Source organism: Streptomyces sp. NPDC029139, assembly GCF_055564335.1.
Map to the genome: position 1 here is coordinate 67,602 of NZ_JBVHWN010000009.1, position 24,061 is coordinate 91,662.

The window sequence follows — 24,061 nt, forward strand, 5'->3', positions numbered from 1 at the left end:
ACACGAGGGATGTGCGAGGGGGTGGTGGCCGGCGGTGTCGCCGTGGCGCACCACCGTGCTCAGCGGAGGCTGGCTCCCTGTGCGCGGAGCTCCCGCTGGACCGCGGACACCGAGACGTCCCGGGGAAGCAGACCCTGGGACGAGGCGAGGGCGGCGCACACGCCGGCGGCCTGACCGGTGGCCATCGAGATCGGCATGACGCGGTACGACGAGTGGGCCACGTGGTCGCCCGAGATGCAGCGGCCCGCGACCAGAATCCGGTCCAGGCCCTGGGGGAGGAGGCAGCGCAGCGGGATGTCGTAGGACTGACCGCGCGGGAGGCGCCGGAGCGTGGTGCCACGGCCGCTCGGGTTGTGGATGTCCACCGGATAGGCGCCGCGGGCCACGGCGTCGTCGAAGGTCCGGGCGGTCAGGACGTCCTCGCCGGTGAGCAGGTACTCGCCCAGGATCCGCCGTGTCTCGCGGACGCCGACCTGGACGCCGCTCTGGACGACGTACGACTCGGCGAAGCCGGGTACGCGGCTTCGCAGGAAGCGGGCGATCTGGGCCATCTGGCGGTGTGCGGCGAACTCGGCGCGGGTGAGGTCCCAGACGCTCGTGCCGAGCACCTCCGTGACACGGGTGGAGTTGACCGCGATCTCGCCGTCGTTGGGCGTGGCGAAGAAGAGCATGTCCTCGCGGTGCAGATCGAGTTCACCGGCGTCGGTGGCATCGCGGACCAGGTCCCACAGGCCGTGCACGCCCTTCCACTGGTCCGGATGCGCCCGGGCGTACGCGGAGAACTCGTCGTGGTCGAAGCCGACCATGCGGAACATCAGGGTCATGGGCTGCGTCCAGCCGTCCTCGGGGCGTCCGATCTCGTACGACGCTCCGGCCGCCGCGGCGATGTCACCGTCACCGGTGCAGTCGACGATCACGTCCGCGTCCATGACGAGCGGCCCCGACTTCGTCTCGAACACGGCCCGCGCTCGGTCCGGCAGCGGCAGGACGCCGGAGGCGAAGGCGTGCAGCAGGGTGCGCACCTCGTGCGTCTCCAGGAGTTCGTAGACGACGAGCTTGAACAGTTCCGCGTCGAAGGGCACCGTGTAGCCGGTCTCGACCGAGGGGCGGATCGCCGCCCCGGCGCGCACCAGGTGGTCGAGCAGCATCCACAACACGCCCCCGACGACGGGTTCGCCCTCGCCGTGGTCGGGGGGCAGCAGCCGCGCGGCGTCCCCGGCGACGGCTTGCTTGACCTCGTTGTGGAAACTCATCAGCGGCATCACGAGCGCCGCGGTGGCGTTGCCGCCGAGGAATCCGTACCGCTCGACGAGCGTGACCTGCGCGCCCGCGTTGGCGGCGCCGATGGCCGCCCCGATCCCGGCGGGGCCGCCGCCGACGACCAGTACCTGGGTGGTGCCGGCGTGGAGGGCCTGGCGCGGGGGGAGCTCCACGCTCCGGGGGACACGGGGCGGTTGCAGGTAGGTCACGTCTTCTCCTGGGAGCCGGGGCGGGGCGGCGGCTCGGGTCAGCCCACCGAAGAGACGGGCGCCGGCGTGGTGGGCAGCAGCACGGGCGGCGGAGCGATCTGCTCCAGGTAGGCCAGGAAGCGTTCCGCGGTCAGGTCGGCCTGCTGCCGCATGGCCGCCGTCCGGGCGGCCGTCTCGGCGAGGCGGGCGGGTCGCTCGTCCCACAGACGGTCCACTTCGGACAGGAGCAGTCCGACGTTCTCCCGGACCACCCCGCGCAGGGCGGGCGCACCGATCCGCTGGGCGAAGTCGAACACCTTTCCGGCGTACGGCAGGGGCAGCAGGGGGATCCCGGCGAGCGCCGCGAAGATCAGGAAGTGCAGCCGCATGCCGATGGCGAGGTCCAGTCGCTTGACGATGTCGAGCACCTGCTGCGGGGTGGAGGCGCCGCGCAGGACCGTGCAGGCGCCGGGATCGGCCAGGTGGGAGGCCACGGCGTGGGCGTGCCGGATGTCGTCGCGCTCCATCGGTATGAAGACGACATGGGCGTCCAGCCGGTTGACGAGGAAGTCGCCGACGTGCGCCAGGAGTTGGTGGTAGCCGCCCTCGTCGAGGTGCTCGGCCGCGCGCCCGGGCTCGCGGACGCTGATGCCCACCAGCCGCACGCCGCGTGGTACGGCCTCGGCGCGCAGGAGTTCCTCCCCGCCGTCGCCGGGGCGCAGGAGCAGCGCCGGGTCGGCGGTCACCGTGACGGGACGCTCCAGGCCGGCCTCTTCCAGGACCAGCTTCGACTCCTCGTCGCGGACCGTCACCTCGGCCGCGTCGGAGAGGGTCGTGCGGACCCAGTCGCAGTCGACCTCGTCGGTGAGGGGGCCGGCGCCGACGGCGTAGGTGAAGACGGGGACGCCGAAGTTCTGCGCGGCGCGCGCCAGGCGCAGATAGCGGCGCGCCTCGGTGTTGTAGAGGATGCCGCCGCCACCGAGGACGAGGACGTCCAGCCGGCGCAGGTGCTCGGCGATCCGCTCCCTGCTCACGCCCTCCCACCCGACCACCCCGACATCCGGATACGCGCCCCGCGTGTGGTCGGGGTCGCGGGAGAACACGGTGATGCCGACGTCCGGCCGTGCGGCCCGCACGCGGCCCAGCATGGCGGTGAGGATCGCCTCGTCGCCGACGTTGCGTCCGCCGTAGGAACCCAGCACTCCTACGGTGACCTCGGTTCCGTCGCCCATGAATCACCTCTCGTGGGATGCGTACTCCTTCTCCAGTTCACCCCATGGGGAGATTTACGCATCTCGAGAGGGGGCGGGAGGCCCTGCGGGGGCGCGTGGGACGGGTGCGCGCGACGGGTCGCGCCGTGTGGCGAACGGAGTAAGCCACGGTGACCGGAGGTCCGGCCGGTCGTTCTCCGTCCCCGAGCGGATCCGGGACCGGACGGATGTGGGACCGGACGGATCCGGGATCGGGCGCATCCAGCATCGACGAAAGGACATCCTGTGGGCGGCGCGCAGCGTGGGAGCGGGGCGGACCGGAGCACCGGCCGGTGGGCGTACATCGGCTCGTTCACCACCGGGGGCGGCGACGGCATCACCGTCGCCGCCGTGGAGGCCGACGGGACTCTCGTCCCGCGGACGACGGTGAGCACCGTCCCCAACCCCTCCTCTCTCGTGCTCGCCCCGGACACGGGGATCCTCTACGCGACGAGCGATACCGAGCGGGGTGCCGTGGCGGCCCTGCGGCCCGAAGGCGCCGGGCTGACCCCTCTGGGGCCCGCCGTCGAGGTGGGCGGGTCCGGCCCGGCGTACCTCTGTCTGGCGGGGCACCGGCTGCTGACCGCCCACTACGGCTCGGGCGGTGTCGGCAGCCTGCCGGTGCGCCCCGACGGAAGCCCGGCGGGGCCCCCGGTGGTGCTGACGCACGAGGGCTCGGGACCGGACCCGGAGCGCCAGAGCGGCCCCCACGCGCACCAGGTGCTCCCCTCCCCCGGCGGACGGTGGGTGCTGAGCGTGGACCTGGGGACCGACTCCGTGCGGGTCTGCGAGCTGGACGAGGCCACGGGAGCGCTGCGGGTGCACGCCGAGACCGCGCTCCGTGCCGGGTCGGGGCCGCGGCACCTGTCCTTCCACCCGGACCGTGAGGTGGTGTACGTCCTCCATGAGCTGGAGCCGCAGATGACGGTCTGCCGCTGGGAGGAGGCGTCCGGGCGACTGGTGGCGCTCTCCGAGGTCGCCGTCGACACGACCGGTCTCCCCCAGGGGGAACGGGCCTACCCCTCGGTCGTCTCGGTCGCGCCCGACGGACGCTTCCTGCGGGCCGCGGTGCGGGGCAGCGACCGCGTCCTCACGTTCGACCTCGCCGACGACGCCGAGAAGCCGCAGCTCGTGGACGCCGTGCACTGCGGGGGCAGCTGGCCGCGCGACCTGGTGACGGACGCCTCGGGGCTCCGGGTGTACGTCGCCAACGAGTGGTCGGGCAATGTCACATGGTTCGACGCGGACCCGGAGACCGGACGTCTTTCCCGCGCCGGCGCCGTGGACGTACCGGCCGCGGCCTGCGTCGTCCTCTCCTCCCCGTGAGCGGCGACGCCCGCACCACCGTCGTCCTGATCACGCACAACCGGCGCGAACAGCTGCTGCGCTCGCTCGACCGACTGGCCGCGCTCCCCGAGGCTCCGCCGCTGATCGTGGTCGACAACGCGTCGACCGACGGAACCCCGGAAGCCGTGGCCGCGCACCACCCGCGGGCCACCGTGCTCACCCCGGGATCGAACCTCGGAGCGCCCGGCCGCACCCTGGGCGTACGCCGGGCCCGTACGCCGTACGTGGCCTTCAGCGACGACGACTCCTGGTGGGAGCCGGGTTCGCTGAGCCGTGCGGCGGACCTCCTGGACCGGCACGAGCGACTCGGGCTGATCGCGGGGCGCGTGCACGTCGGGCCGGGAGGTGACCCCGATCCGCTGAACGAGCTCCTGGCCGCCTCCCCGCTCGGCCGTGCCCCCGATCTCCCGGGGCCGCAGGTCCTCGGGTTCCTGGCCTGCGCGGCGGTGGCGCGGCGTGAGGCGTACCTGGCGGCGGGCGGGTACCACCCGATCCTGTTCCTGGGCGGCGAGGAGACGCTGCTCGCCTACGACGTGGCGGCCCACGGCTGGGGCGTGTGCCACTGCCCCGACGTGGTTGCCGTCCACTCCCCCAGTGGCGGGGTCAGGCCGGGGAGGCCGGCCGTCCAGCTCCGCAACGCCGCGCTGACGGCGTGGATGCGCCGCCCTCTGCCGGTGGCGCTGCGCCGGACCCGTGAGCTCGCCGGGAAGGCCCGGCGGGACCCGGAGGCCCGTACGGCGTTGCGCGAACTGGTCAGGCGGCTGCCCGTGGCCCTGCGCGAACGCCGGCCGCTGCCCCCGGACGTGGAGGCGGCGGCCCGCCGTCTGGACGCGCGGGTGTGAGCGGTCACCGCGCCCCTCGGCGTCCCCCTGGCCGAGGCCCGTTCACCGCGTCCGGCGTGATGCCGTTCCCCGTACGGCACGGGTGCGCCGGTCGGCCCCCCCGCGCGGCGGGCTCGATCCGCCCCCGACGGTTCGTCGTCGGGCTCGAAGACCACACAGGGGGAGTCGCGGAACAGGCTCTCCTCCGAGAACAGCCCGAGCCGCCGCACGGGCACGTCTTGCACTCGTCGGCGAGCACGTCGGTCCGCGCAAGGGCGCGCGCCCCGGACCACGGATCCGGCGTCGCCGAAGGGCTGTCCGGGGCGGGGCGCACAAGGGGCGCGGGCCGCAACTTCCGTGCTCCAAAGGCTTGATGGACCGCACGCACCCCGCGGTGACCTCCGCGTTTCCTCTGCTAGCCTCGTGGCCCATCACGGTGGGTGACGCAGGCGGGGGGCAGCATGGGGTGTCGGCGTGAGGGGCGTGGGGCATGAGCAGGCGACGGGTGCCCGAGCGGCTGCTGCACGATGCGGTGATCATCGTGCCCGGCATCATGGGGAGTGGCCTCAGGGATGTCGAGAGCGGCAAGCAGCTGTGGGGAGTGAAGCGGCTCTTCGAGTACTCCGCGCGCATGCACGCCGATCGGCTGCGTGCCCTCGCCGTCACGGACGAGGAGCGCTCAGGGCGGACGGGGCGGATCGAGCCGACGGGCGTGCTGAACCTCGCCGAGTGGATGCCGGGGCTCGGTCCGGCGCAGCCGTACAACCACCTGGTGAGCGAGTTACGTCAGGAGGCGGTGCACCGCAGCGCGGTCCACGCGTTCCCCTACGACTGGCGACTCTCCGTCGAGCACAACGGAGCGCTCCTCGCGACAGCGGCCCGTCGACACCTCGAAGCCTGGCGTGACCACGCCGCCCACCGCCACTATCTCGCCACGCATCCCGAGGCCGGGCAGGCCCGGATCGTGTTCGTCGCGCACTCCATGGGCGGGCTTCTCGTGCGCGAACTCCTCCACCACGGCGACCTCCGGCGCGACATCCGAGCCGTCATGACCATCGGTACGCCCTTCAGTGGATCGGTGCAGGCGGCCGTCATGCTCAACTCCGGCAAGGGCGCGCCGCTCCCGCTGCCCCGGGCCGTGCTGCGTGAGGCCGCCCGGACGATGCCGGGGGTGTACGACCTCCTCCCCTCCTACCGTGCGCTCGACCTCGGCCTCGATTCGCGGGTGCCGACCGCAGACGACCTCGTGGCGCTGGGCGGCCGACGCGATCTCGTCCTGGAGACCTTGCGTTGGCGGGACAGCAGGCGGGGCGGCACCCTGCCCGGCCACAGCATGGTGGTCGGTCTCGGCAAACGCACGCTGCAGAGCTACCGCATGGCGGAGGACGACGTCGTCGGCCAGGTTTCGATCCTGGAGCGGGATCCCTCCGACGACCGGGTGCTGTTCCACCCCGACGGCCGACCCCGGCGCGAGAACCGCAAGGGCGACGGCACGGTGTACCAGTTCGCCGCACATCTGCCGGGCGCCGGCGAGAAGCCGGTCACGGTCCACCAGGAGCACGGCGCCCTCGCCCGCAGTCGCACCGTCATCGACCTGGCGCGCGGCATGCTGCGCGGGCTGCGGCACCCCGATGAGCTGGGGGCCATGCTCGGTGACGGGTCCTTCGATCTGGACGTACCGGAGTGGGTCGAGCCCGGCTCGCCCATCGCCATCGAGGTGTCCGGCTGGGACGGCGTCTTCGACCTCCACTGCACCGCACGCGAGGTCAGCGGCCTGGACGAGGTGCTGTACCCGGAGCTGAAGCGGGTCCCCGGGCAGGACGGGAGGCTGGCGGCGTCCTGCGTGGCCACCAGGCCGGGCCTGTACGAGGTCGAGGTGGTGGGGGGCAGTGAGCCGGTGACACGGCTCGTGCTCGTGGTGGCAACGGAGCGGCACGTCTGACGCCGTGGCCTCGGATTTCTACGACATGGAGGCCGATGTCGCGGACTCGTTCGCCGTGCACGCCGTTCCGGTCGGGCCGGTGGCCGGTTTCCCGGACGAGGACACGGTCGGCGAGGCCGCGCGCAGCGCGGCCGTGCTGAGGCGGATGGGCGGGGAGGCCGTCGACCCCGTGTTCGCCGGCGACGCCGTGTGCTCGCTGGCCGACGCCGACGAGGCGCTGGCGCACTGGGCCGGGGAGCGCCGCGACGACGACGAGTCGCGGCCGTCCGCACTGCTGTGGTTCGGCCACGGCCGCGCGGCGACGATGGGTTCCGTGCTGCTCGTGCCGGGTTCCAAGGAGCGCGGGGACGCCCGGGTGACGCCCGACATGGTCGCCCACTATGTCTTCGCCGAGCAGAGCAGGCGGGACCACGATGAGAGCCGGTGGGCGCTCGTCGTGTTCGAGGCGTGCAACTCGGCCGGCTTCGCGCAGGACGTGGCGCACTGCTTCAACGGCAGCCGGCAGCCCCGCACGCGCTCGCTGCTGCTGATCGCCACGGGAAAGCCGGCGGCGCAGGGCTATCTGGGCACGTTCCGCGGCGTGCTGGAGCGGTATCTGGACGGGAAGACCTCACACGACAAGGTCTTCACCCTCCGGGACCTGCAGGGTCATTTCATCAGCCATGACTGCCATGCCCAGCTCGTCGGCGACGAGACGGGCGCCGAACTCCGTCTCGCCCTCCGGGACAGGGTTCCCCTCGGCGGGGCGACGACGGTGGCCGACGCGCGCCGGCTGCAGAGCCGCTTCGACGACGCACCCGACGCGCCGCCACGCATGCCGACTCCGGAAAAGGTGGGGCTCCTCGAAGTGGTCCACGACTTCACCGGCCGGGCGGAGGACCTGCGTACCGTCGCGGCCTGGTGCGCCGAACCCGACTCAGTCGCCGAGGCCGCCGTGCTGGCCGTCACGGGCGCACCGGGCGCGGGCAAGTCCGCCCTGCTGGGTGAGACTCTGCTGCGCTGGTCGACTCCCTCGGGAGAGGGACGTGACACCGGGCGTCTCCCCCGGATCGTCGCGGTGCTGCCGCTGACCGGGAGCACGCCCGGGGACGTCGTACGGCAACTGGCCGAGAAGCTCGACGCGGGCGCCGGGGGCCCGGAGCGGTCCGCGGCCTCCGGGGAGAACGATGAGGCCCTGGACGCCGTACGGCACCGTCTGGCCGAACTGACGCGCGTCTCCGACGCGGGCGCCGGCACACCGTCGCCGGTCCTGATCGTCGCCGACGCGCTCGACGAGGCCAGGGACCCGGTCCGTATCGCCGCCCTGTTACGGGAGCTCGTGGCCCTTCCCGGCGTACGGCTGCTCATCGGCACACGCCCCTCGCCGTTCGCCGCCGTGGTGGGCGAAGGCCGGCCGCCGGAGGGGAACGGCCGCGTCGACCTGCTCGAGGTCCTCGGCTCGGCGACGGGGCACGCCCGCGTGCTGACCCTCGAACCTGATCCGGCGGCGGCCCGCGACTACGCCGAGCGCAACGTGCGCGAGCTTCTGCGCGAGCACCCCGCCGGTGACGCCGCCTGGCACGAGACGGTCGTCCGCACGGTGGCGGACGCCGTCGAAAGCCATGTGCGCACCGGGTCCTGGCAGTTCCTCCAGGCCGCTCTGGTGGTTCAGGAGATCGGGCAGCGGCCCACCGTCCTGTCCGCCGGTCACGACGGGCGGGCCGCGCTCGCCCAGATGCTGGAGCGCGATCAGAGCGGGCTCTTCCGGGCGGCCGTCCAGCGGATCACGTCGGGGCTGCCCACGGCCGGGCCGCTGTTGCGGGCACTGGCCTACGCGCACGGCCGTGGGCTCCCCCTCGCGGACGGCATCTGGGCGTGCGCCGCCGCGGGCATAGCCGGAGCGGACGAACCGTTCGCCGACGAGCAGTTGGCGCTGTTCCTCAATCGGGCAGCGGCCTACGTCCTCGTGGACGGAGAGGACCGGCGCAGCGTGTACCGGCTGGCGCACCGCACCCACACCGAGCAACTGCTCGGGGACGGCACGCCGGACCGCAGGTACGAAATGCTTCTCTCCCTGCTGGACCTGGCCGCCGGGCAGGCCGGTGCAGGACAGCTCCTCAGCCCGCATCTGGCCACCCGGCTCGCCGAGTACGCGGCCGACTGCGGTGCCCGTGGATGGGCGGCGCTCGCCGCGCACGCCGCCGTCGTCGACCGGCTGCCACCGGCCTCGTTGAGCACTCTGGCGCTCACCCCGGGGCCGGGAACGGGTACCGCTCCCACCGATCTGCCCATCGAGGTGCTCGGCACCGTCGCGTCGGCTCACCTGATCAAGGAGTCGGAGCCGGCCGACCGGCCGGGGCTGCGCCAGCTCGGTGGCCTCCGGGCGGCCGGCAGGACCCACGACGCGGGCCCCGGCGCCGCCTGGGAGGTCGTCTGGGGACGGTTGCGCCGCGTCCCCCTGCATCTGCGACTCGGCGGCGCCGACACCGTGGTGACCGCTCTCGTCACGCGACCCGATGCCGCGTGGCTCGTCACCGGCTCGCTCGACGGGTCGGTGATGGCGTGGGAACCGTGGCGTTCGCACCACCCCACCCTGCGCCTGAACGGGTGCGAGAGTCCGGTGAGCGCGCTCGCCGCATTCGGCTCGGCCGCCCCGCGGGACGGCGAACGTGTGGGGCCCGGTCTGCTGGCCGTCGCCCACGACGACCGGACCATCCATGTCTGGGACACCGACATCACCGCCGAGCGCCCGGTGCCGCGCATCACGTCGTCCGTGGAGGTCGTCCGCCTGATGGTGGCCCTTCCCGATGACACGCGACGGTTCGTCGTCGCGGGCGAGGCCGGCTATCTCGCCCTCCTCGGTCCGGACGGGGCGCTGTCTCCGGCCGGAGAGGCGGTCGCCGGCAGCGACGTCGTGGGACTGGTGTCCTTCCCGGGCCGGGACGGCGCGCCGCTCGTGGTGGCGGCCTACCAGTCCGGACTCCTGGGGCTGTGGGCGGTCAGCGGCGTCATGCCCGTGCCGGTGCATCGGGTGAGCTCTCGGGCCGCGCTGAACGGACTCGCGCGTGTTCCCGGCCCCGAGGGAATCGACCGGCTGATCACGGTCTCCGACGACGGACGCCTCGCGTACTGGCGCGTGACCACGGGTGACGGCGGTCCGGCGATCGTCGCCGAGACCGCCGAACCCCTGACCGATGTGCGCAGCGGCGGCGATCCGGTCCTCACCGCCCTGCCGTCGGCCGAGGAGGGAGCGGTCGCGGTGGTCGGCGACAAGCTGGGCATCGTACGGGTCGTGCGTCCGGCCGCCACCCCCGGTGAGCCGGCGTTCCTCGAGACGTCGACCGGAAGCAGGGCGATCACGGCGATCGGTGCCCTGCGCGGGCCTCAGGGCGGCCATGTCCTCGTGACGGCGGCGGAGCGGGATTCCACGGTGCACTTCTGGGACCCCTCGGCAGCGGCGCGCTCCGGTTCCGCGCCGACGGGCCGCCCTTCGTCGGTCCGTGACCTGCGCGCGCACCTTCTGGCGGACGGTACGGAGGCGTTGGTGGTGAGGGAGCGGTGCGGCGGGCACTCGACGGTGCGCGTCCTGCGCGCGTCGGACGGTACCGAGCTGGGCGGTGCGGCCCTCGACGGTGACGCACCGCCGGCTTCCGTGGGCGGGGCGGATTCCGCGCAGGCGCCGCTGCCCGAGGGGGCCGACGACCGGCACACCCGTACCGTCGGCTGCGTCGCGGTCGACGAGTCCCCCGGCCACCGGCGAACGGCCCGGCTGCGGGCGACCGCGGGCCGCGAAGGAAGCGTCGTGCTGTGGCGCGAGGAGCCGGCGTCCGGCTGGCGCCCGGTGCGCCGGATACCGCTGGGGTCACCGTGCACCCGGCTCATACCCATGTCGTCGGGGCGGCTGGCGGTCGCCACCGACGACGGCGTCGTGGTGCTCAAGCTCAATCCTGCCGCGTGTGGTGGCGACGGCGGGGAAACGGAGGAGACGCATGGATGACGAGCTGGCACCGGAGCACGTAGAGGATCTGCTGGACGCCCTGTTCACCGGGAAACAGGCACGACACGGCCGGTATCGGCGGGTGGGCGGCTACCAGGAGCTGATCAAGGGGCGGTTGCTCCATCTCGTCCTGCGGAGTCTCGACCATCCCACCGACGTACGGGAGGTGGCTCTGTTCCTCAGCGTCGACCAGGCGGGGGGCGACCTCTGGGACCACGAGGTGCGCAATCTGCTGCGGCTGAAGATGCTCGGCCATCCGGCGCTGCCGGAGATCGTCGAGGGGAGGTTCGACCGGACCTTCCGCGTCGCGTTCATCATGACGCGCCAGGAGGGGCAGCCCCTCGCCCAGGACTGGCGGTCCGTGGTGGACGAGTGGGCGACGGCCTACCCCGTCGTGGCGTTCGAGCAGTTCAGTCTGTTGATGGACGCGCTGAGCCAGCTGCACGGCACTCGGATCGTGCACCGGAACCTGACGCTGGCCGCCGTACGGTTCAACCCGGAACCGGACAATCCGGCCCGGACGACGCTGGCCCTGGCGCGGTTCGAACTGAGCGCCCTGCTGAACAACCTGCTGCGGTCGGTCCACGGCCCGAGCACCAAGGCGAAGTACGACGAGGCCGTGAAGGCGTTGTTCCTCACGCCGCCGACAGGCGTCTCCAAGGCCCACCACTTGGCGTACCTGGCTCCGGAGAACCACCCTCCCGTCTTCTGCGACGTCATGCTGCGCCATCTGGACCACGGCAGCACCGATGTCTTCGGGCTCGGTGTCCTCGGGTGGGAGTTGTTCGTCGGCTCCCTGGAGGACAAGCTGCCTGCCGAGTGCGCCGTCGTCGACAGTGCCGAGGGCGACGAGCTTCCTCCGGCCCTGGCCCGCCTGCACGCGGCGATGCGCCGCGAACTCACCCTCTCCCTCAGGGTCCCCCGCCCGCTGCGCCTCGCCCTGCTCGACATGCTCGACCCGTCGCCCACGGGCCGCAGTTCCTCCTTCGAGGCGTCGGCGGCGCTCCAGCGCAACTGGTCCAGCATCTGTCTGGCCCTGGACCCGTCACCGACCGGCGCGAAACCGCGGCTGCTGGCCTTCATGCCCGACCAGTCCGTGGTGACGATCCACACGAGCCGGGGTTGGACCGACCACAGCCCCGATACCCCTCAGGGCTGTCAGGAGCTCCAGGTCTTTCTGGAGGAGGAGTTGCGAGAGGCCGAGCTGGTCCACTGGCATGGTGGCGCGGTCGGTTTCGTCGACGGCAACCCCCGCTCGCTCGGCGAGGCCGAGTGGGTCCTGATCGGACAACAGGCCGTGTGGTTCTGCGCCTTCCATTACGAGAAGTACGACGCCATGGGCCGCCGCACGGTGACGAGCACCGACACCCTCGTCATCAAGTACCTCGTGGACAGGCGCTTCGCGTCCGAGATCCTGTCGGTCAGGCCGAAGCGGCGCGTCGGCAAGGTGGATCTCGTGCCGTTCCGCCAGGGGCAGCCGCTGGACGACGAACGAAAGGACCGCCCGTCCTGGTCGGAGCTGACCGACGCGGTCCGGAACACCGAGCAGGGAGCGCAGGGCGCCGACGTCCAGGAGATGCTGCGAGCCGTGTCGTTCATGCTGGACTACCAGGGCGCGGTGCTCCGGGCCCGGCAGTACCCGTACACCCTCGAGGACAAGGGCGACGGCCGTCTGGTGCTGACCCATGACCGGGGCAGGGAACGCAGGTGGATGCACGGCGACGAGCTGCTCACCGCCTACTGTGCCGACCCCCGGCACCGGCCCGCGCTCGGTGACTTCGCCCGGGGCCTGCTCGCCGAGGACGACCGGGCGTCGATCTCCGTGGTGTACGACCGGCACAGCCCCTACTTCGGCAGCGGCTCCGTCTCGTTCCGGCTGAAGGAGCGGCTGGACGCGGAGTCCATCGTGGTCGAGCCGGCGACCGGGAAGGAGCTCCCGCCCAAGGGGTGGCTCAGGCCGGACAGCGATCTGGGCACGGAGGTCCAACTCCGGCGGGAGGCAAGGGGGCTGGCATCCTTGCGTCAGAAGGCCGGCCTGGCGCGGGTGTTGCACACGCCCACGTCCATCGAGCTGCACGGACGGCGCGAGACGACGCTGGACATTCCGGCGCGGCCGGGCGAGAAGCCCCTGCGGGGCAAGGCCGCCCGCATCATCGCCGACATGCTGCGGCTGCACCCCTTCTACGCCCTCCAGGGGCCTCCGGGCACCGGCAAGAGCACCGTGGTCTCGCATGCGCTGCGCGATTTCCTCCGGACCGAGCACGGCGCCCGGGTGCTGGTGAGCGCGCAGTCGAACGACGCGCTGGACGAACTGGCGGGGAAGTGCGTCGAGCTGCTCCGGCCGGCGATCGAAAACCAGTCGGTACTGATGCTCCGGGAGCTCTCCCGTAAGAAGGACGCCTCCGACCTGCGTCCGGAGTTGCGCCGCTTCACCGCGGAGGCGATCGCCGAGGACCTGGTCGAGCGGATCCGGACGCGGCTCACGAACGGCCATCACGGGGCCCGCAACGCGTCGGAGGAGAAGCTGATGCTGCGGTGGGCCGATGTCGCCCAGGCCAACCTGGTGGAGCTGACCGAGCGCATCCGGGCGAGTGCCGACGTCGTGCTGGCGACGTGCTCGATCGCGGGCACGCTGACCGACGACGTGCGGGACCCGTCGGACGTCTTCGACTGGGTGATCATCGAGGAGGCTGCCAAAGCCTGGCCGACCGAGATCATCATGCCGCTGGTCCTCGGAGTGCGCTGGACCCTGGTGGGCGACCATCTGCAGCTCGGCCCGCACAGGGCCCAGGACGTCAAGACGTTCCTGGACAGCCTGGGATCACACCCGGACGAGCGCATCAAACTGCATTACGCGGCGCGCGAGAGCTATCTGAGGTTCGTCCAGATGTTCGGCCGGTTCTTCGAGGGCCGGGACTCGGCCCAGCGCGCCGAGACGACGAGCCCGATGGACACCCTGGACACCCAGTTCCGCATGCACCCGGTCATCGCCCAGCCCTTCGCCCGCGCCTTCTATCCCGACGGCGACGGCGGCACCTTCCTGGCACCCGATCCCGAGATCGACGAGTTCCACTCCGCCACCAGGCCGGACTACATCAAGGCCGCGCCCCTGATCTGGCTGGACACCTCCCAGCACACGAGCTGCGAGGACATGGGGTTCTGGTGGAACCCCGGGGAGGTCGGCCTCGTGGAGGACCTGGTACGTGAGCTGGGGCTCGACACCCAGAACGACCCGCGGAAGCTGACCGTGCTGACCCCGTACCGCAGACAGGTCCGGGAGCTGGAGCGAGGATTCCTCAAGGGACGGGTGCACACCGTCCACTCCTTCCAGGGCGGGCAGGCGAAGACCGTGATCGTCTCGCTGGTCCGCAGCTCCGAGCGGGGCACGGACTCGCGTCAGAACGTGGGGCACACCGCTCAGGCCGACGTGATCAACGTAATGCTGTCGCGTGCGCAGCAGTTGCTCGTCGTCGTCGGGAACCTGCCCCACTTCGAACGCCATGGGGGAAGCGCCTGGCAGTCGGTGATCAGGACCTTCCGTGAGGTCGGAAGGATCGTGGACGCCTCGACGGGAGAGATCGTCGTCGACCCGGCGGCGGGAACGGGAGACATCCGATGACCGAGACCGCGCTCATCGCGATTCCCTGCCGCGTCATCACCCTGCGGATGGAGCTCGGCTCGGAGGAGGGAGCCTCCACACTGGAGGAGCTCGTCCTTCGTGCCGTGGCCGCGGGACGCACGACGGTAAGGGATCTGGGAGAACTGTTCTCCCTGCCGAACCGGCTCATGCTGGACGTGGTGCACGGCCTGTGGAGCAGGGGGTTCCTGGCCGTCGACTTCTCCACGAACAGCCTGGAGCACACCCAGGCGGCCCAGGCCATTCTCGGCGAGCACGAGGGCGACCGGCCCGTCTCGTCGAAGGTGCAGGCGCGCAAGTTCCTGTTCGACCCGGTGACGGCGGCCGTCATGCTGCACCGCAAGGGCATGGACAGGGTTCCTCCCGGAGCCATCTCGATGCCTCTCGCGCGCGGCATCTCGGAGACCGACATCCCGCAGACCGAACTCCTGCGCGCTGTACGGGAGGCCGTCCGCACCGATCGCAGGCAGCGCGGAGTGCGCCAGCGCGTGCTGAACGTGTCTTTCGCCAATCCGATGCTGAGTCCGCCGGAGGCCGTCCACTGGAACACGGTGGAGGTCGTGGTGAACCGGGACCCCGCCACCGGGATCGTGACCGCCACCCCGGTCCAGATGCCGCAGGGCTGGGGCCGGCGCGCGCTGCAGTTGTTCCAGTCCAGGGTGAGCGAGCTGGTGCGCACCCGGCCGGACAGCAAGTTCGTCCAGCAACTGCGGTCCCGCCAGGTACTGGAAGTGGTGCCGCCCGACAATCTCCGCTCGCTCCTGGTCGGACTGGACCGGCTGGCCGAGGGTCTGGGTACCATCCCCGTCGACCAGCTTCCGGCCCGGCACCAGAATCTGCGGGCGAAGGCGGGCAGAGTGCTGGAGCAGCTGGCGGAGGCACGCCGTGGGCGATGCTCCCTTCAGCGGGTGGCCCCGGGAGCGGGCGTGGAGTGGGTGATCCAGGACCTGATCGAGCAGGCGGCCCACCAGCTCGTCCTAGCGGTACCGCGCATCACCTACGAGGCCCTGCATCCGGTGCTGCCCTCACTGGAACTCGCCGCCAAGCGAGGCGTCACGCTCGTGTTCCTCTGGGGCGCCAACCCCTCCGCCAAGCTGGAGGGCAAGGTCGCCACCGCCCTGTACGACCTCCAGAGCCGCTTCCCCGAGAACGTGTTGCTCGAACAGCGCAGCAGCAGCAGTTCGGCCTCCGCGGTCGTCTGTGACGACCTGTACGCGTACGTCGGCTCGCGCAGCCCGCTGGCCGAGGACACCGGCGCGGGAGTGCTGGTGAAGCCGGCCGAGGGCACGGACGAGCCGCCGAACTGTGTCTCGGAGCTGCTGAGCTGGGCCCGGCGCACCTATCCGTACTGGGAGGCGGGCCAGGGCATCGCCCTGCTGCCGACGGACTTCGGGAGGCGGCGGGGCGCGGATTCGTCGGCGGACGCGGGCATCGACGGGCGCGGCGTCTCCCTGCCGGAACTGGCGGAGTCCTGGGCCGACGACGAGGTCGCGTACCGCACGAAGTGGTCGGCCCACTGGGGACGCGTGCTGCGGGAGCTGGTGGACGCGGTGGAAGACGTCTATCAGGGCGATCCCGTCGTGAGAGCGGTGTGGGACGGCATGTACGTCGACCTCGTTCAGCACTCCGTCGACGGCGCCACCGAACGGCTCGCCGTGACCGACGACTCCGCTGAGGGCGAGGCCTGCACGGACGCGCTCGGGCGGCGTCTGCTCGAGTTGCGGGAGCGGGGCGTCGTGGTCCATCTCCAGCACCCGCCGCTCAAGGACGGCCGGCGGACCGCCCGCGGCTACGCCGAACTGCAGCGGCGTCTCGGCACGGAGCGGACCCTGCGGAGCACCAACGCACGCGCGCGAGCGGTGCTCTCCGACCACGAGACCGTCATCGGCAGCTACCGGCCCCTCGGCACCCGGGCCGTGAACCCGGCCCAAGGGCCGGCCCCCACGGAGCTGGGCCTGCACATCATGAGCACCCGCTTCACCGCCGAGTTCGCCGAGGAGCTGGGCATTCCGGACTGGTTCGGGGACACCGCGGACGCCGGGGACGACCGCGGCGCCGACGGCGGGCAGGGGTATCTGCCGCCGCTGCCCTCCCTCTCCTCGGTGTCCGTCGTCGCCGACGACTGGGAGGTGCTCGACAACCGCCTGGCGGCCGGAACAGCGCCCGAGCGACTGCGCCGCGAATCCGCCGCGTTGCTCGTCGGCCCGACGGGGGCCGACGAGCAACGGCGGCGATGGGGCCGCTGGATCCTGCACGACGCCTGGGAGCGTCATGCCTTCATGGAGGCCTATCTGCTGGCCCCGCGGCTCGGTGACGCGGAGAGCGTGCCGCCGCCTCTGGCGGCCGTGGCGGCACCGCTCGAGCACGGTCCGCTCGGCGAGCAGCTGTACTACCAGGCGATGGAACTGGCCGACGCCCCGCCCGAGCATCGCACGGTGGCGCTGGTGGGCGCGGTCGCCGAGATGCTGCTGCACGGCGGTGACGTCGGCCTCATGGTCTGCGAGGCGCTGGCCGCTCCCGGGAGCGAGTCCGCCGCCGACCTGCCGGCCGCCTGGCTTCGGCTGGCGCGCGAGGCTGCGGTCTGCTTCGACGTGACCCGGGCGCCGGTGCCGCTGCAGGACATCAACGCCTGGGCCGAGCAGCAGAAACGGGCGGCGGACGTCCGGGACGACTGGCGACGCCTCGTCGCCGAGGTGAACGACTTCGAGCGCGTCGAGCAGCACTTCAAGTTCCTCGACGGGCAGCGGTTGCACCGCGCGATGTTCCGGCCGCCCGAGGGTTTGTTCGTCCGTGTCCTGGCCATGGCGAGCAACGACGCCACGGCCGAGTTCTGTTCGACCGCCGCCGCAGGACTGCCGGCCACCGCCCAGGAAGCCCGGTTGCACATGGACCAGCTCGCGACGGACCTTGGCCTCAGAAAGGTCGAATGGAGCAACCACTTGGCGTACGCGCGGCGGGTCGCCGACGTGATGGCGGAGGCGCGGCGCCTCGCGGCGGCGAGCGTGGACGAGGCCGAGCAGGAAACGGCGGCCTCGGGAGCCGCGATGCTGCCGACGCTCACCCCTGAGCAGCGCGCGTTCGCCCGTCTCCTCGACCGCACATGGCACACGCTTCTCGAGGAGGCGGACGGGCTGGGAGAGCCTGCTCGCCATCCGGCGAAGGCGCTCCTGAGCGCCCTCGCCTCGCTGCCGGTGATCGGAAAGGACGACAGATGACCGGGGTACCACGCGCGCTGTTGGAGACATGGCCGGGCCGTGTCCGTTTCCCGGGCGTCCTGGTCGCCCTCGCGGAGCACGGCGGCCCGGCGGAAGAGGGCCCGCACGACGGCCCGTCCCCGATGGGCGCCGACGCCGAGCTGGAGGGCGAATCGCTCGCCGGAGCCGTCCTGGCACACGTGGGGGGCATGTCCCCGCGGGCGACCTTTGACGCGCTGCTCGACCGGGGGGAGCACGATGCCGCCGAGCGGTTGCTCCGCGGCGGTGCGGTGCCGGCCGAGCACCAGGCCGAATTGCTGGCCCGCACGTTGGAGGCCGCCCGCGAGGCGGCCGCGGAGTCGGTACGGCAGCGTGTCTCGGAGTTGGCCAGGCGCGCCGAAGCCGCAGGAGTCGCCTTCGAGCCGCCGGACATGGCTGCGCTGATCAAGAGCTCCCGGTCGCGCAGCGCGGCCGCCGAAGCGGTGCTGTCCGCACGTGAGCGAGAGCTCGATGGGCGGGTGGACGCCTTCGGCGAGGAGTTGGACCGGCTCGTCGCGGAACAGGAGCGGGCCGCCGCGCGCGACACCGAGCAGGCGGCGGCCGACGCCGCGGGGAAGACCGTCGATGGCACCGGACGGGCGACCGTCGGCACCACCGGGCGGACCGGGCGGCATCCGGAAGGCCACTTCGCCGTGACTCGGCTGCGGGCGCTGCTGCGGGCCGGCGAACTGGTCACCGTCCAAGCCCTGCTGAACCGCGAGCCCCTCGGTGTGCCCGTGCCGGAGGCGCTGGCACCGCTCCCGGTGTGGAACAGGAACTGGGTGCCCGACACGCTCCTGGAGTACCAGCTGAACCCCGCGATGCGCAGGCCACCGGAGTTCGCGGCGTGGAAGGCCGCCGACGACGACGCCGAACGGCTGCTCGGCGCCTTCGACCGGTTGAACCGGGAGACCTCCCCGGAAGCGGCGGAAGGCTTCGCCGACGCGCTCGGACGGTTCCTCGGGGGACCGGGTGCAGGCGCCGTGGCCCACCGCATCGACGGCGGCTTCTTCACCTTCTTCGACGGCTTGTTCGGCGACGAGCCACTGACGGGTCTGCATCCGACGGGCCGGGTCGACCTTTACGTCGCCGACCCGGGAACCACCGCCGTACCGGCGGCGCTGGCGACGCACGGTCCCCATGTCGCGGTCGGCCCCGGTCTGGTGACCACCGGGTACACCGACCGTGCGGCGACCGCCGTGCTGAGCCTGCGCGATCTGCTCGGCCTGGCCGTGCTGCCGGCCGACCGGGCGGCCCGCACCCTTGGCATCCTCGCCCGGCAATGGCCTGTGGAAGCCCTCATCGGGGACGGTCCGGCGGTGCTCGGCCGGATCCTCGGCACGGAACCCGACGCGGCCTGGCGGACCCTGCGGTGGATCACCCACTTGTCACTGCGAGGAGGGACCGCCACGGTGCAGGCCATGGAGCGCTGCACCGGTATGGATCCCGGGCTCCTGTGGGTGATGCTCCGCTATGCGCAGAGCGTGGACGACCGCTCCGCCCGTGGCGACCTCTGGGCCGCGGAGACCGGCGGCTGGCGGAAGGACAAGGCGCTCGTCCACACGCTGCGGGCCGAACTGCTGGCACGCTGCGGCGACCCGGCGGCCCGGGCCGCGTGGTGGGCGGCGCTCCTGGTCTGCGATCCGCAGGACGGTCGTGTGGCCCTGGGCGACCTCGGGGAATGGGCCGAGATGTGCTCGGGCTGGGCGGGCGCGAGGGCCCGGGTCCTCGCGGCGACCGACTCGTTGGTGGCGCAGGGTCTGCTCGTACGCGCGCCCCTGGGGGGCGATCAGGTGCCCGTCCAGCGGGAGGCGGAGGCGGTGGGCCCGGGCGCGGAGGCGGCTCTGTGCGTGCGGCTCTGGGGGGCCGTGCGGGCGCTACGGCCCGCGGCCGAGACGGAGATGACCGCCCTGCTGAAGGAGATGGAACGTGCCGACGGGCTCGAAGGCGGGGTGGAGGACGCCGCGTCGGCCACGGCCGACACCGGAGCGACGCCCGCCAGGTGGACGGCCTGGCACCGCAACCGCTTCGCCCCGGTACCGGCGTACGCGCGTTATGTGAACGCGGAGCGGCGGGGAGCCTGTACCGAAGAGCTGGCCGCCCTCGCGGATCTCGCGCGTGAGGAACTCCTGGGGCACTCTTCCGACGACCTGGTCGAGCAAGCGGCGCCCCGGGTGGCGGACCTGGGGGCGGTCCTGGCGGACATGACGGCCCGGTGCCAGGAGCAGTACCGGGAGGTCCGCTTCGATCTCCGCTGCCCCGCGTCGCTGTGGGTGGACGTGCCCGAGCCCGTGCTGCGGGCGGTGATGTACGAGGTGCTGGACAACGCCGCGGAAGCGCTGACGGGCCACGGTTCCGGTCTGGTGCAGGTCTCCGTGGCTCAGGAGAGTCCCGAGGTGATCGTGGAGGTACAGGACAACGGCCCGGGGCTGCCGGCAGAGGCGCGTGGCCGGAAAGTGTTCCAGCCCGAGTGGACGACCCGTGGCCCGGATCGCGGATGGGGTCTGCACCGCGTACGGAAGTTCCTCCGGGCCTTGCCCACCCCGGCGGTGGAGGCGGACGCCGAGGTCTTCCGCTCCTCGCATCCGGCACTGACGGGTGCCGCGCTGCGGCTCGTTCTCCCGGAGCTCGCAACCGTCACGCCCCGGGGTACGTGACCCTTCGGGCACCCGACGCCCCGGTGGCTCGGGTCGCCGGGGCCGTTCGGTCGTGGTGAGGGCGTCGCCGAGGGGCTACACGTCGGACTCGGACGGTTCGGGTGCCTCGCTCTGGGCCTGGGCGCGGCGGCCGACCACGGCGGCCGCGGCCAGGGCGCTGGCGACGAAGGCCGTGGCGACGACCCAGGGCCGGTCGAGGACGTGTCCGGTCGCGTGGTCGAGGGAGTAGCGGCCGGCGCCGGCCACACCGATGGCGGCCGCGGAGAAACCGAGGAAGGCCGGATACTCGTATCCGCCCGCCTGGGCGAAGAAGCCGGCGGGCAGGTGGACGGCGACCGCGCCGGCCATGGCACCGGCCGCGGCGGCGCCGGCGGCCGGGGTGGCCAGGCCCAGGGCGAGGAGAGCGCCGCCGCCGGCCTCGCCGAGCCCCGCGGCGATCGCGCTCTCGCGGGGCGGTGAGAAGCCCATGGCCTCCATCGCGTGGGTGGTGCCCTCCAGGCCACCGCCGCCGAACCAGCCGAAGAGCTTCTGCGTGCCGTGCGCGGCGAGGACGGCGCCGGTGCCGACCCGGAGCACGAGAAGCCCGAGGTCGCGTCGGTTCAGGGTGGTCATCTGGGGTCTCCTGGGGCAGGACCGAAGGTCGGACACCTCCCACTCTCACCGCCGGACGGTCTCGGCCCTCTGCGTTACTGCTCCGATCGGGCCATGCGCTACATTTTGCCGGTCCTTGACCGCGATCATTCACGATCCCTCTCCTCGGAGCCGGCAACCCATGAGCGACATCGTCAACGGCCTCGGCCGGGCCACCGCCTACGGCGCACTCGGTGTGGTGCTGCTGATCCTCGGCATCGTCCTGGTGGACCTGCTGACGCCGGGGAAGCTCGGCCGGCAGATCTGGGAGGAGCGCAACCGCAACGCCGCGACCCTGCTCAGCTCCGCCCTGCTCGGCATCGGGGGCATCGTCTTCACCTCGATCTGGACGACGTACGACGACTTCGCCAAGGGCCTCGCGTCCACGGCCGCGTTCGGGCTGCTGGGCCTCGTGATGATGGCCGTGGCCTTCCTGGTCGTGGACCTTGTCACGCCCGGCAAGCTGGGCGCCACCCTCGTGGACCCCCAGCCGCACCCGGCGGTCTGGGTGACGGCCTCCTGCAACATCGCGGTCTCCGCCATCGTCTCCGCCTCCATCGCCTAGGTCCTGCCCGCAGGGCGGGCTCCCTGGGACGGTCCCGGCTTCTCAGCGCCCCATCGGCTCGACCTCCAGGAACCGTCTGCGGCGCGGCCCCCGGTAGAGCAGCGCCTCCCAACCGAACCGCTCCAGGACGGGCACGCAGGCGGTGAGCGCGGACTCCTCCTCCTGCGCGGCTCCGCCGCCGGGCGGTCCCACCCACTCCACGACGGCGGTGCCGTGCCGCTCTCCGGGCGTGACCCGGTAGCCGGTCGCCACCCGGGCGCCCGTGGCGTCCGTCGCCGAGGGCCGCGTCCTCGCCGCCTCCAGGGCGAGCGCCACGGCCCGTACCGGCTGTCGTCGCTCCCACTCCGCGGGCACCTCGGAGGGGTCACCGCCCTGCCGGTTGGTCAGCCGCCTGATCTGGAGCAGCCCTTCCCAGGCCGCCCGCACCTCCCGGGACCGCTGCTCCGCCTCGCCCTCCGGCAGGGGCGGCCCGTCCCCCGTGGCCGCCTCGAAGGTCCCCCGGTTCGTCGTCATGCCCGAAACCGTAGGCCCCGCCACTGACAACGGCCGCCCGTGAGCCCCGCCCGTGAGCCCGGCCCCTAAGCCCTACACGTGGGCCCCTCCCGACGACCCGGTCTCAGCGCTGGCTGCGGCCGCTGGTGACCGCGTAGTACTGCAGGTCCTGGCGGTCGACCGGCCGGCGCACCGGATAGCGGCTGGTGACCGTCGTCGTGGTCTTCCCGTCCCGTACGGCGGACGCGGAGCTGTGTCCGGTGCGCAGCGGCAGCAGCTGGGCGTGCACCCCGGACGGCGCCCGGTAGCCCCCGTCGGCGGAGCCGGTCGTGGTGCGCATCTGGGCGGGGGCGGTGAGGAAGGAGAGCACTTCCACGGTGTCCCGGGGCGTGGCCGTGCCCTCGCGGGGCGCTATCACCTTCGGCTGGCGCGAGGCGGGCGGGGTGTCGTCGACGAACTGGACCCGCGAGGTCAGATAGAGCGTGTCACGGACGATTTTCGGCCAGGCACCGGTTTTGAACCGGGTCAGGTAGTACGAGGAGAGGTCCAGGTAGGCGTAGCCGTTGTGGAGCGAGGGCGCGAAATGGGTGCCCTCGGAGTAGTCGTTCCAGGTGGTGAGTTGGACCCAGTCGGCGCCCGAGGTGATGGCCGCGCCCCAACTCGCGCGCAGGGTCTCGGTGTTGCCTGCCTCGTCGTAGACGCCCTGGTTGGGGCGGGCGTCCTGGACGGAGACCGGCTGCATCCAGATCTTGCCGAGCCGGTGGGCGCGGTCGGCGTCGGCGACCGCCCCGTTCTGCCGGTTGGCGCTGCGGGCGCCCCACTCGGAGAAGCCGTGACTGATGGCCGCGTAGCGCTCGTGCTGCGGGGTGAAGTCGAGGAAGAGCGGGACCAGCGCGGTGCGGATGCCGTGCCGGGTCTCCAGCTCGCGCATCATCGTCCGCCACCAGTCGGGGTCCTTCTCCTCGGCCTTGAAGGGGGAGACGACGAGCCGGCCGTCGGCGAGGCGGTGGGCGGCGGGGTGGCGGGCCAGTTCCGCGAGCGTGTCGGCGAGGGAGGCGGGGGTCGTGCTGAGCGAGGTCATGTCGGGCATGAGCTGGATCCGGAACCCGGGGTCCTCCTCGCGGGCGGCCCGCAGGAGCAGTTCGGCGCGGTCCCGGTTGCGTCCGCTCTCGGAGAGCAGGTCGAGCGTGAAGCCGTCCAGGCCGGCGTCCCGTGCGGTGCGGATCTCCTGGCGCAGATGGGCCAGTTCCCAGTTCCCGCTCTCGGGCGCGGCGGGCAGCGGCCGGTCGCGCAGCAGCCCCCCGTAGGCGCGGTGCTTGCCCTTCTCGCCTTCGGTGGTCAGGTAGTTGCGGCTGTAGTAGTCGCGGTCCGCCGGCTCGTTGTCCAGGGAGAGCGGGTACGGGGTGAAGTAGTGGGCGAAGACGAGCTTGCCCGAGCGGCGCAGTTCGCCGGTCGGAGGAAGGTCGAAGGGGAGCGCGGTGCTGTACGCCGGCGGGGGCGCCGTGACCGGCTCCGCGGGGGTGTCGGCGCGCAGCGCGTCGGCCGTGCCGATGCCGGCCCAGGCACCGAGGAGCAGCACGCCCAGGGTGAGTCCGGGAAGCAGTCGACGGCGGCCCGGGGCCCGATGGGTCCGGGCTGGAGGCGTGTCCGCCATGGCTGTCCTCAGGGTCGGTCGGGGCCCGTGCGAGTAGCGCGGGCTGGCTGTAGTACAGCCGATCGCGGGCGGTGGAACAACCACCTCCGAGGCGTGGCGGAGAGGCTGCGAAGCCCTCGCCGCGTACCACTTCGGCGGTGGTCGGTAGGGTGACCGGCTGTGTCGTCGGCCGGAGGGCCGTTCCGCATCGCGGTCCGGCACGCGTCGGATTGCTCGCGGTCAGGACGGCGGAACGGGGCCCGGACCGGCTCCCGTACAGGGGATTTTTTTCGGCCACAACCGATAACCAGGCCGTCACCTTCTGAGGTCGTTCGCGTGAACAGCAGCGGACGTGCGGGTGTTTGTCGTACTGTTCCGGCGTTGCGACGCTTGTTCATCGATCAGGGGGTCGAGGGCATGGCGGCGCACG

General features: G+C 72.5%; 13 protein-coding genes. 8 read left to right on the forward strand and 5 right to left on the reverse strand.

Annotated features, from left to right (window positions below; all coding sequences use genetic code 11):
* Positions 1-59 precede the first annotated feature (59 nt).
* Complete coding sequence (locus tag ACZ4VW_RS20920) at positions 60-1,469, reverse strand: FAD-dependent oxidoreductase (RefSeq protein WP_467964480.1); 1,410 nt, start codon at positions 1,467-1,469, stop codon at positions 60-62.
* Between the two features lie 38 nt (positions 1,470-1,507).
* Positions 1,508-2,680 carry a polysaccharide pyruvyl transferase family protein gene (locus tag ACZ4VW_RS20925; protein ID WP_467964482.1) on the reverse strand — a complete coding sequence of 391 codons (1,173 nt, stop codon included), beginning with the start codon at positions 2,678-2,680 and terminating at the stop codon, positions 1,508-1,510.
* Between the two features lie 264 nt (positions 2,681-2,944).
* Between ACZ4VW_RS20925 and ACZ4VW_RS20930 the strand changes: the two genes are divergently transcribed.
* The 7 genes from ACZ4VW_RS20930 (at position 2,945) to ACZ4VW_RS20960 (ending at position 20,311) form a co-directional block, all read left to right on the forward strand.
* Positions 2,945-4,024 (forward strand): lactonase family protein, encoded by a 1,080-nt coding sequence (locus ACZ4VW_RS20930; protein ID WP_467964484.1) that lies wholly within the window; start codon positions 2,945-2,947, stop codon positions 4,022-4,024.
* Positions 4,021-4,887 (forward strand): glycosyltransferase family 2 protein, encoded by an 867-nt coding sequence (locus ACZ4VW_RS20935; RefSeq protein ID WP_467964485.1) that lies wholly within the window; start codon positions 4,021-4,023, stop codon positions 4,885-4,887. Before ACZ4VW_RS20930 ends, ACZ4VW_RS20935 begins: the two co-directional genes overlap by 4 nt.
* Before the next feature lie 469 nt (positions 4,888-5,356).
* Positions 5,357-6,808, forward strand: a complete 1,452-nt coding sequence (locus ACZ4VW_RS20940; protein WP_467964487.1) for an esterase/lipase family protein — start codon at positions 5,357-5,359, stop codon at positions 6,806-6,808.
* Between the two features lie 4 nt (positions 6,809-6,812).
* Positions 6,813-10,784 carry an AAA family ATPase gene (locus ACZ4VW_RS20945; protein WP_467964489.1) on the forward strand — a complete coding sequence of 1,324 codons (3,972 nt, stop codon included), beginning with the start codon at positions 6,813-6,815 and terminating at the stop codon, positions 10,782-10,784.
* Complete coding sequence (locus ACZ4VW_RS20950) at positions 10,777-14,403, forward strand: AAA domain-containing protein (protein WP_467964491.1); 3,627 nt, start codon at positions 10,777-10,779, stop codon at positions 14,401-14,403. Before ACZ4VW_RS20945 ends, ACZ4VW_RS20950 begins: the two co-directional genes overlap by 8 nt.
* On the forward strand, positions 14,400-17,636 hold the full coding sequence (locus ACZ4VW_RS20955; protein ID WP_467964493.1) for a hypothetical protein: 3,237 nt from the start codon (positions 14,400-14,402) through the stop codon (positions 17,634-17,636). The genes ACZ4VW_RS20950 and ACZ4VW_RS20955 overlap by 4 nt, the downstream gene beginning before the upstream one ends.
* A complete protein-coding gene (locus tag ACZ4VW_RS20960) occupies positions 17,633-20,311 on the forward strand; it encodes an ATP-binding protein (protein ID WP_467964495.1) in 2,679 nt (892 codons plus the stop codon). The genes ACZ4VW_RS20955 and ACZ4VW_RS20960 overlap by 4 nt, the downstream gene beginning before the upstream one ends.
* A gap of 75 nt (positions 20,312-20,386) precedes the next feature.
* Here the strand turns inward: ACZ4VW_RS20960 and ACZ4VW_RS20965 are convergent, their stop codons facing one another.
* Entirely contained in the window at positions 20,387-20,923 is a 537-nt protein-coding gene (locus ACZ4VW_RS20965) for a DoxX family membrane protein (protein ID WP_467964497.1), read from the reverse strand.
* Positions 20,924-21,083: 160 nt separating this feature from the next.
* On the opposite strand from ACZ4VW_RS20965, the gene ACZ4VW_RS20970 reads away from it, so the two are divergent.
* A complete protein-coding gene (locus ACZ4VW_RS20970; protein WP_467964499.1) occupies positions 21,084-21,506 on the forward strand; it encodes a DUF350 domain-containing protein in 423 nt (140 codons plus the stop codon).
* Positions 21,507-21,548: 42 nt separating this feature from the next.
* Here ACZ4VW_RS20970 and ACZ4VW_RS20975 read toward each other — a convergent pair whose 3' ends face one another.
* Entirely contained in the window at positions 21,549-22,019 is a 471-nt protein-coding gene (locus ACZ4VW_RS20975; RefSeq protein ID WP_467964501.1) for a hypothetical protein, read from the reverse strand.
* A gap of 103 nt (positions 22,020-22,122) precedes the next feature.
* On the reverse strand, positions 22,123-23,652 hold the full coding sequence (locus ACZ4VW_RS20980; protein WP_467964503.1) for a glycoside hydrolase family 71 protein: 1,530 nt from the start codon (positions 23,650-23,652) through the stop codon (positions 22,123-22,125).
* Positions 23,653-24,061: the final 409 nt, after the last annotated feature.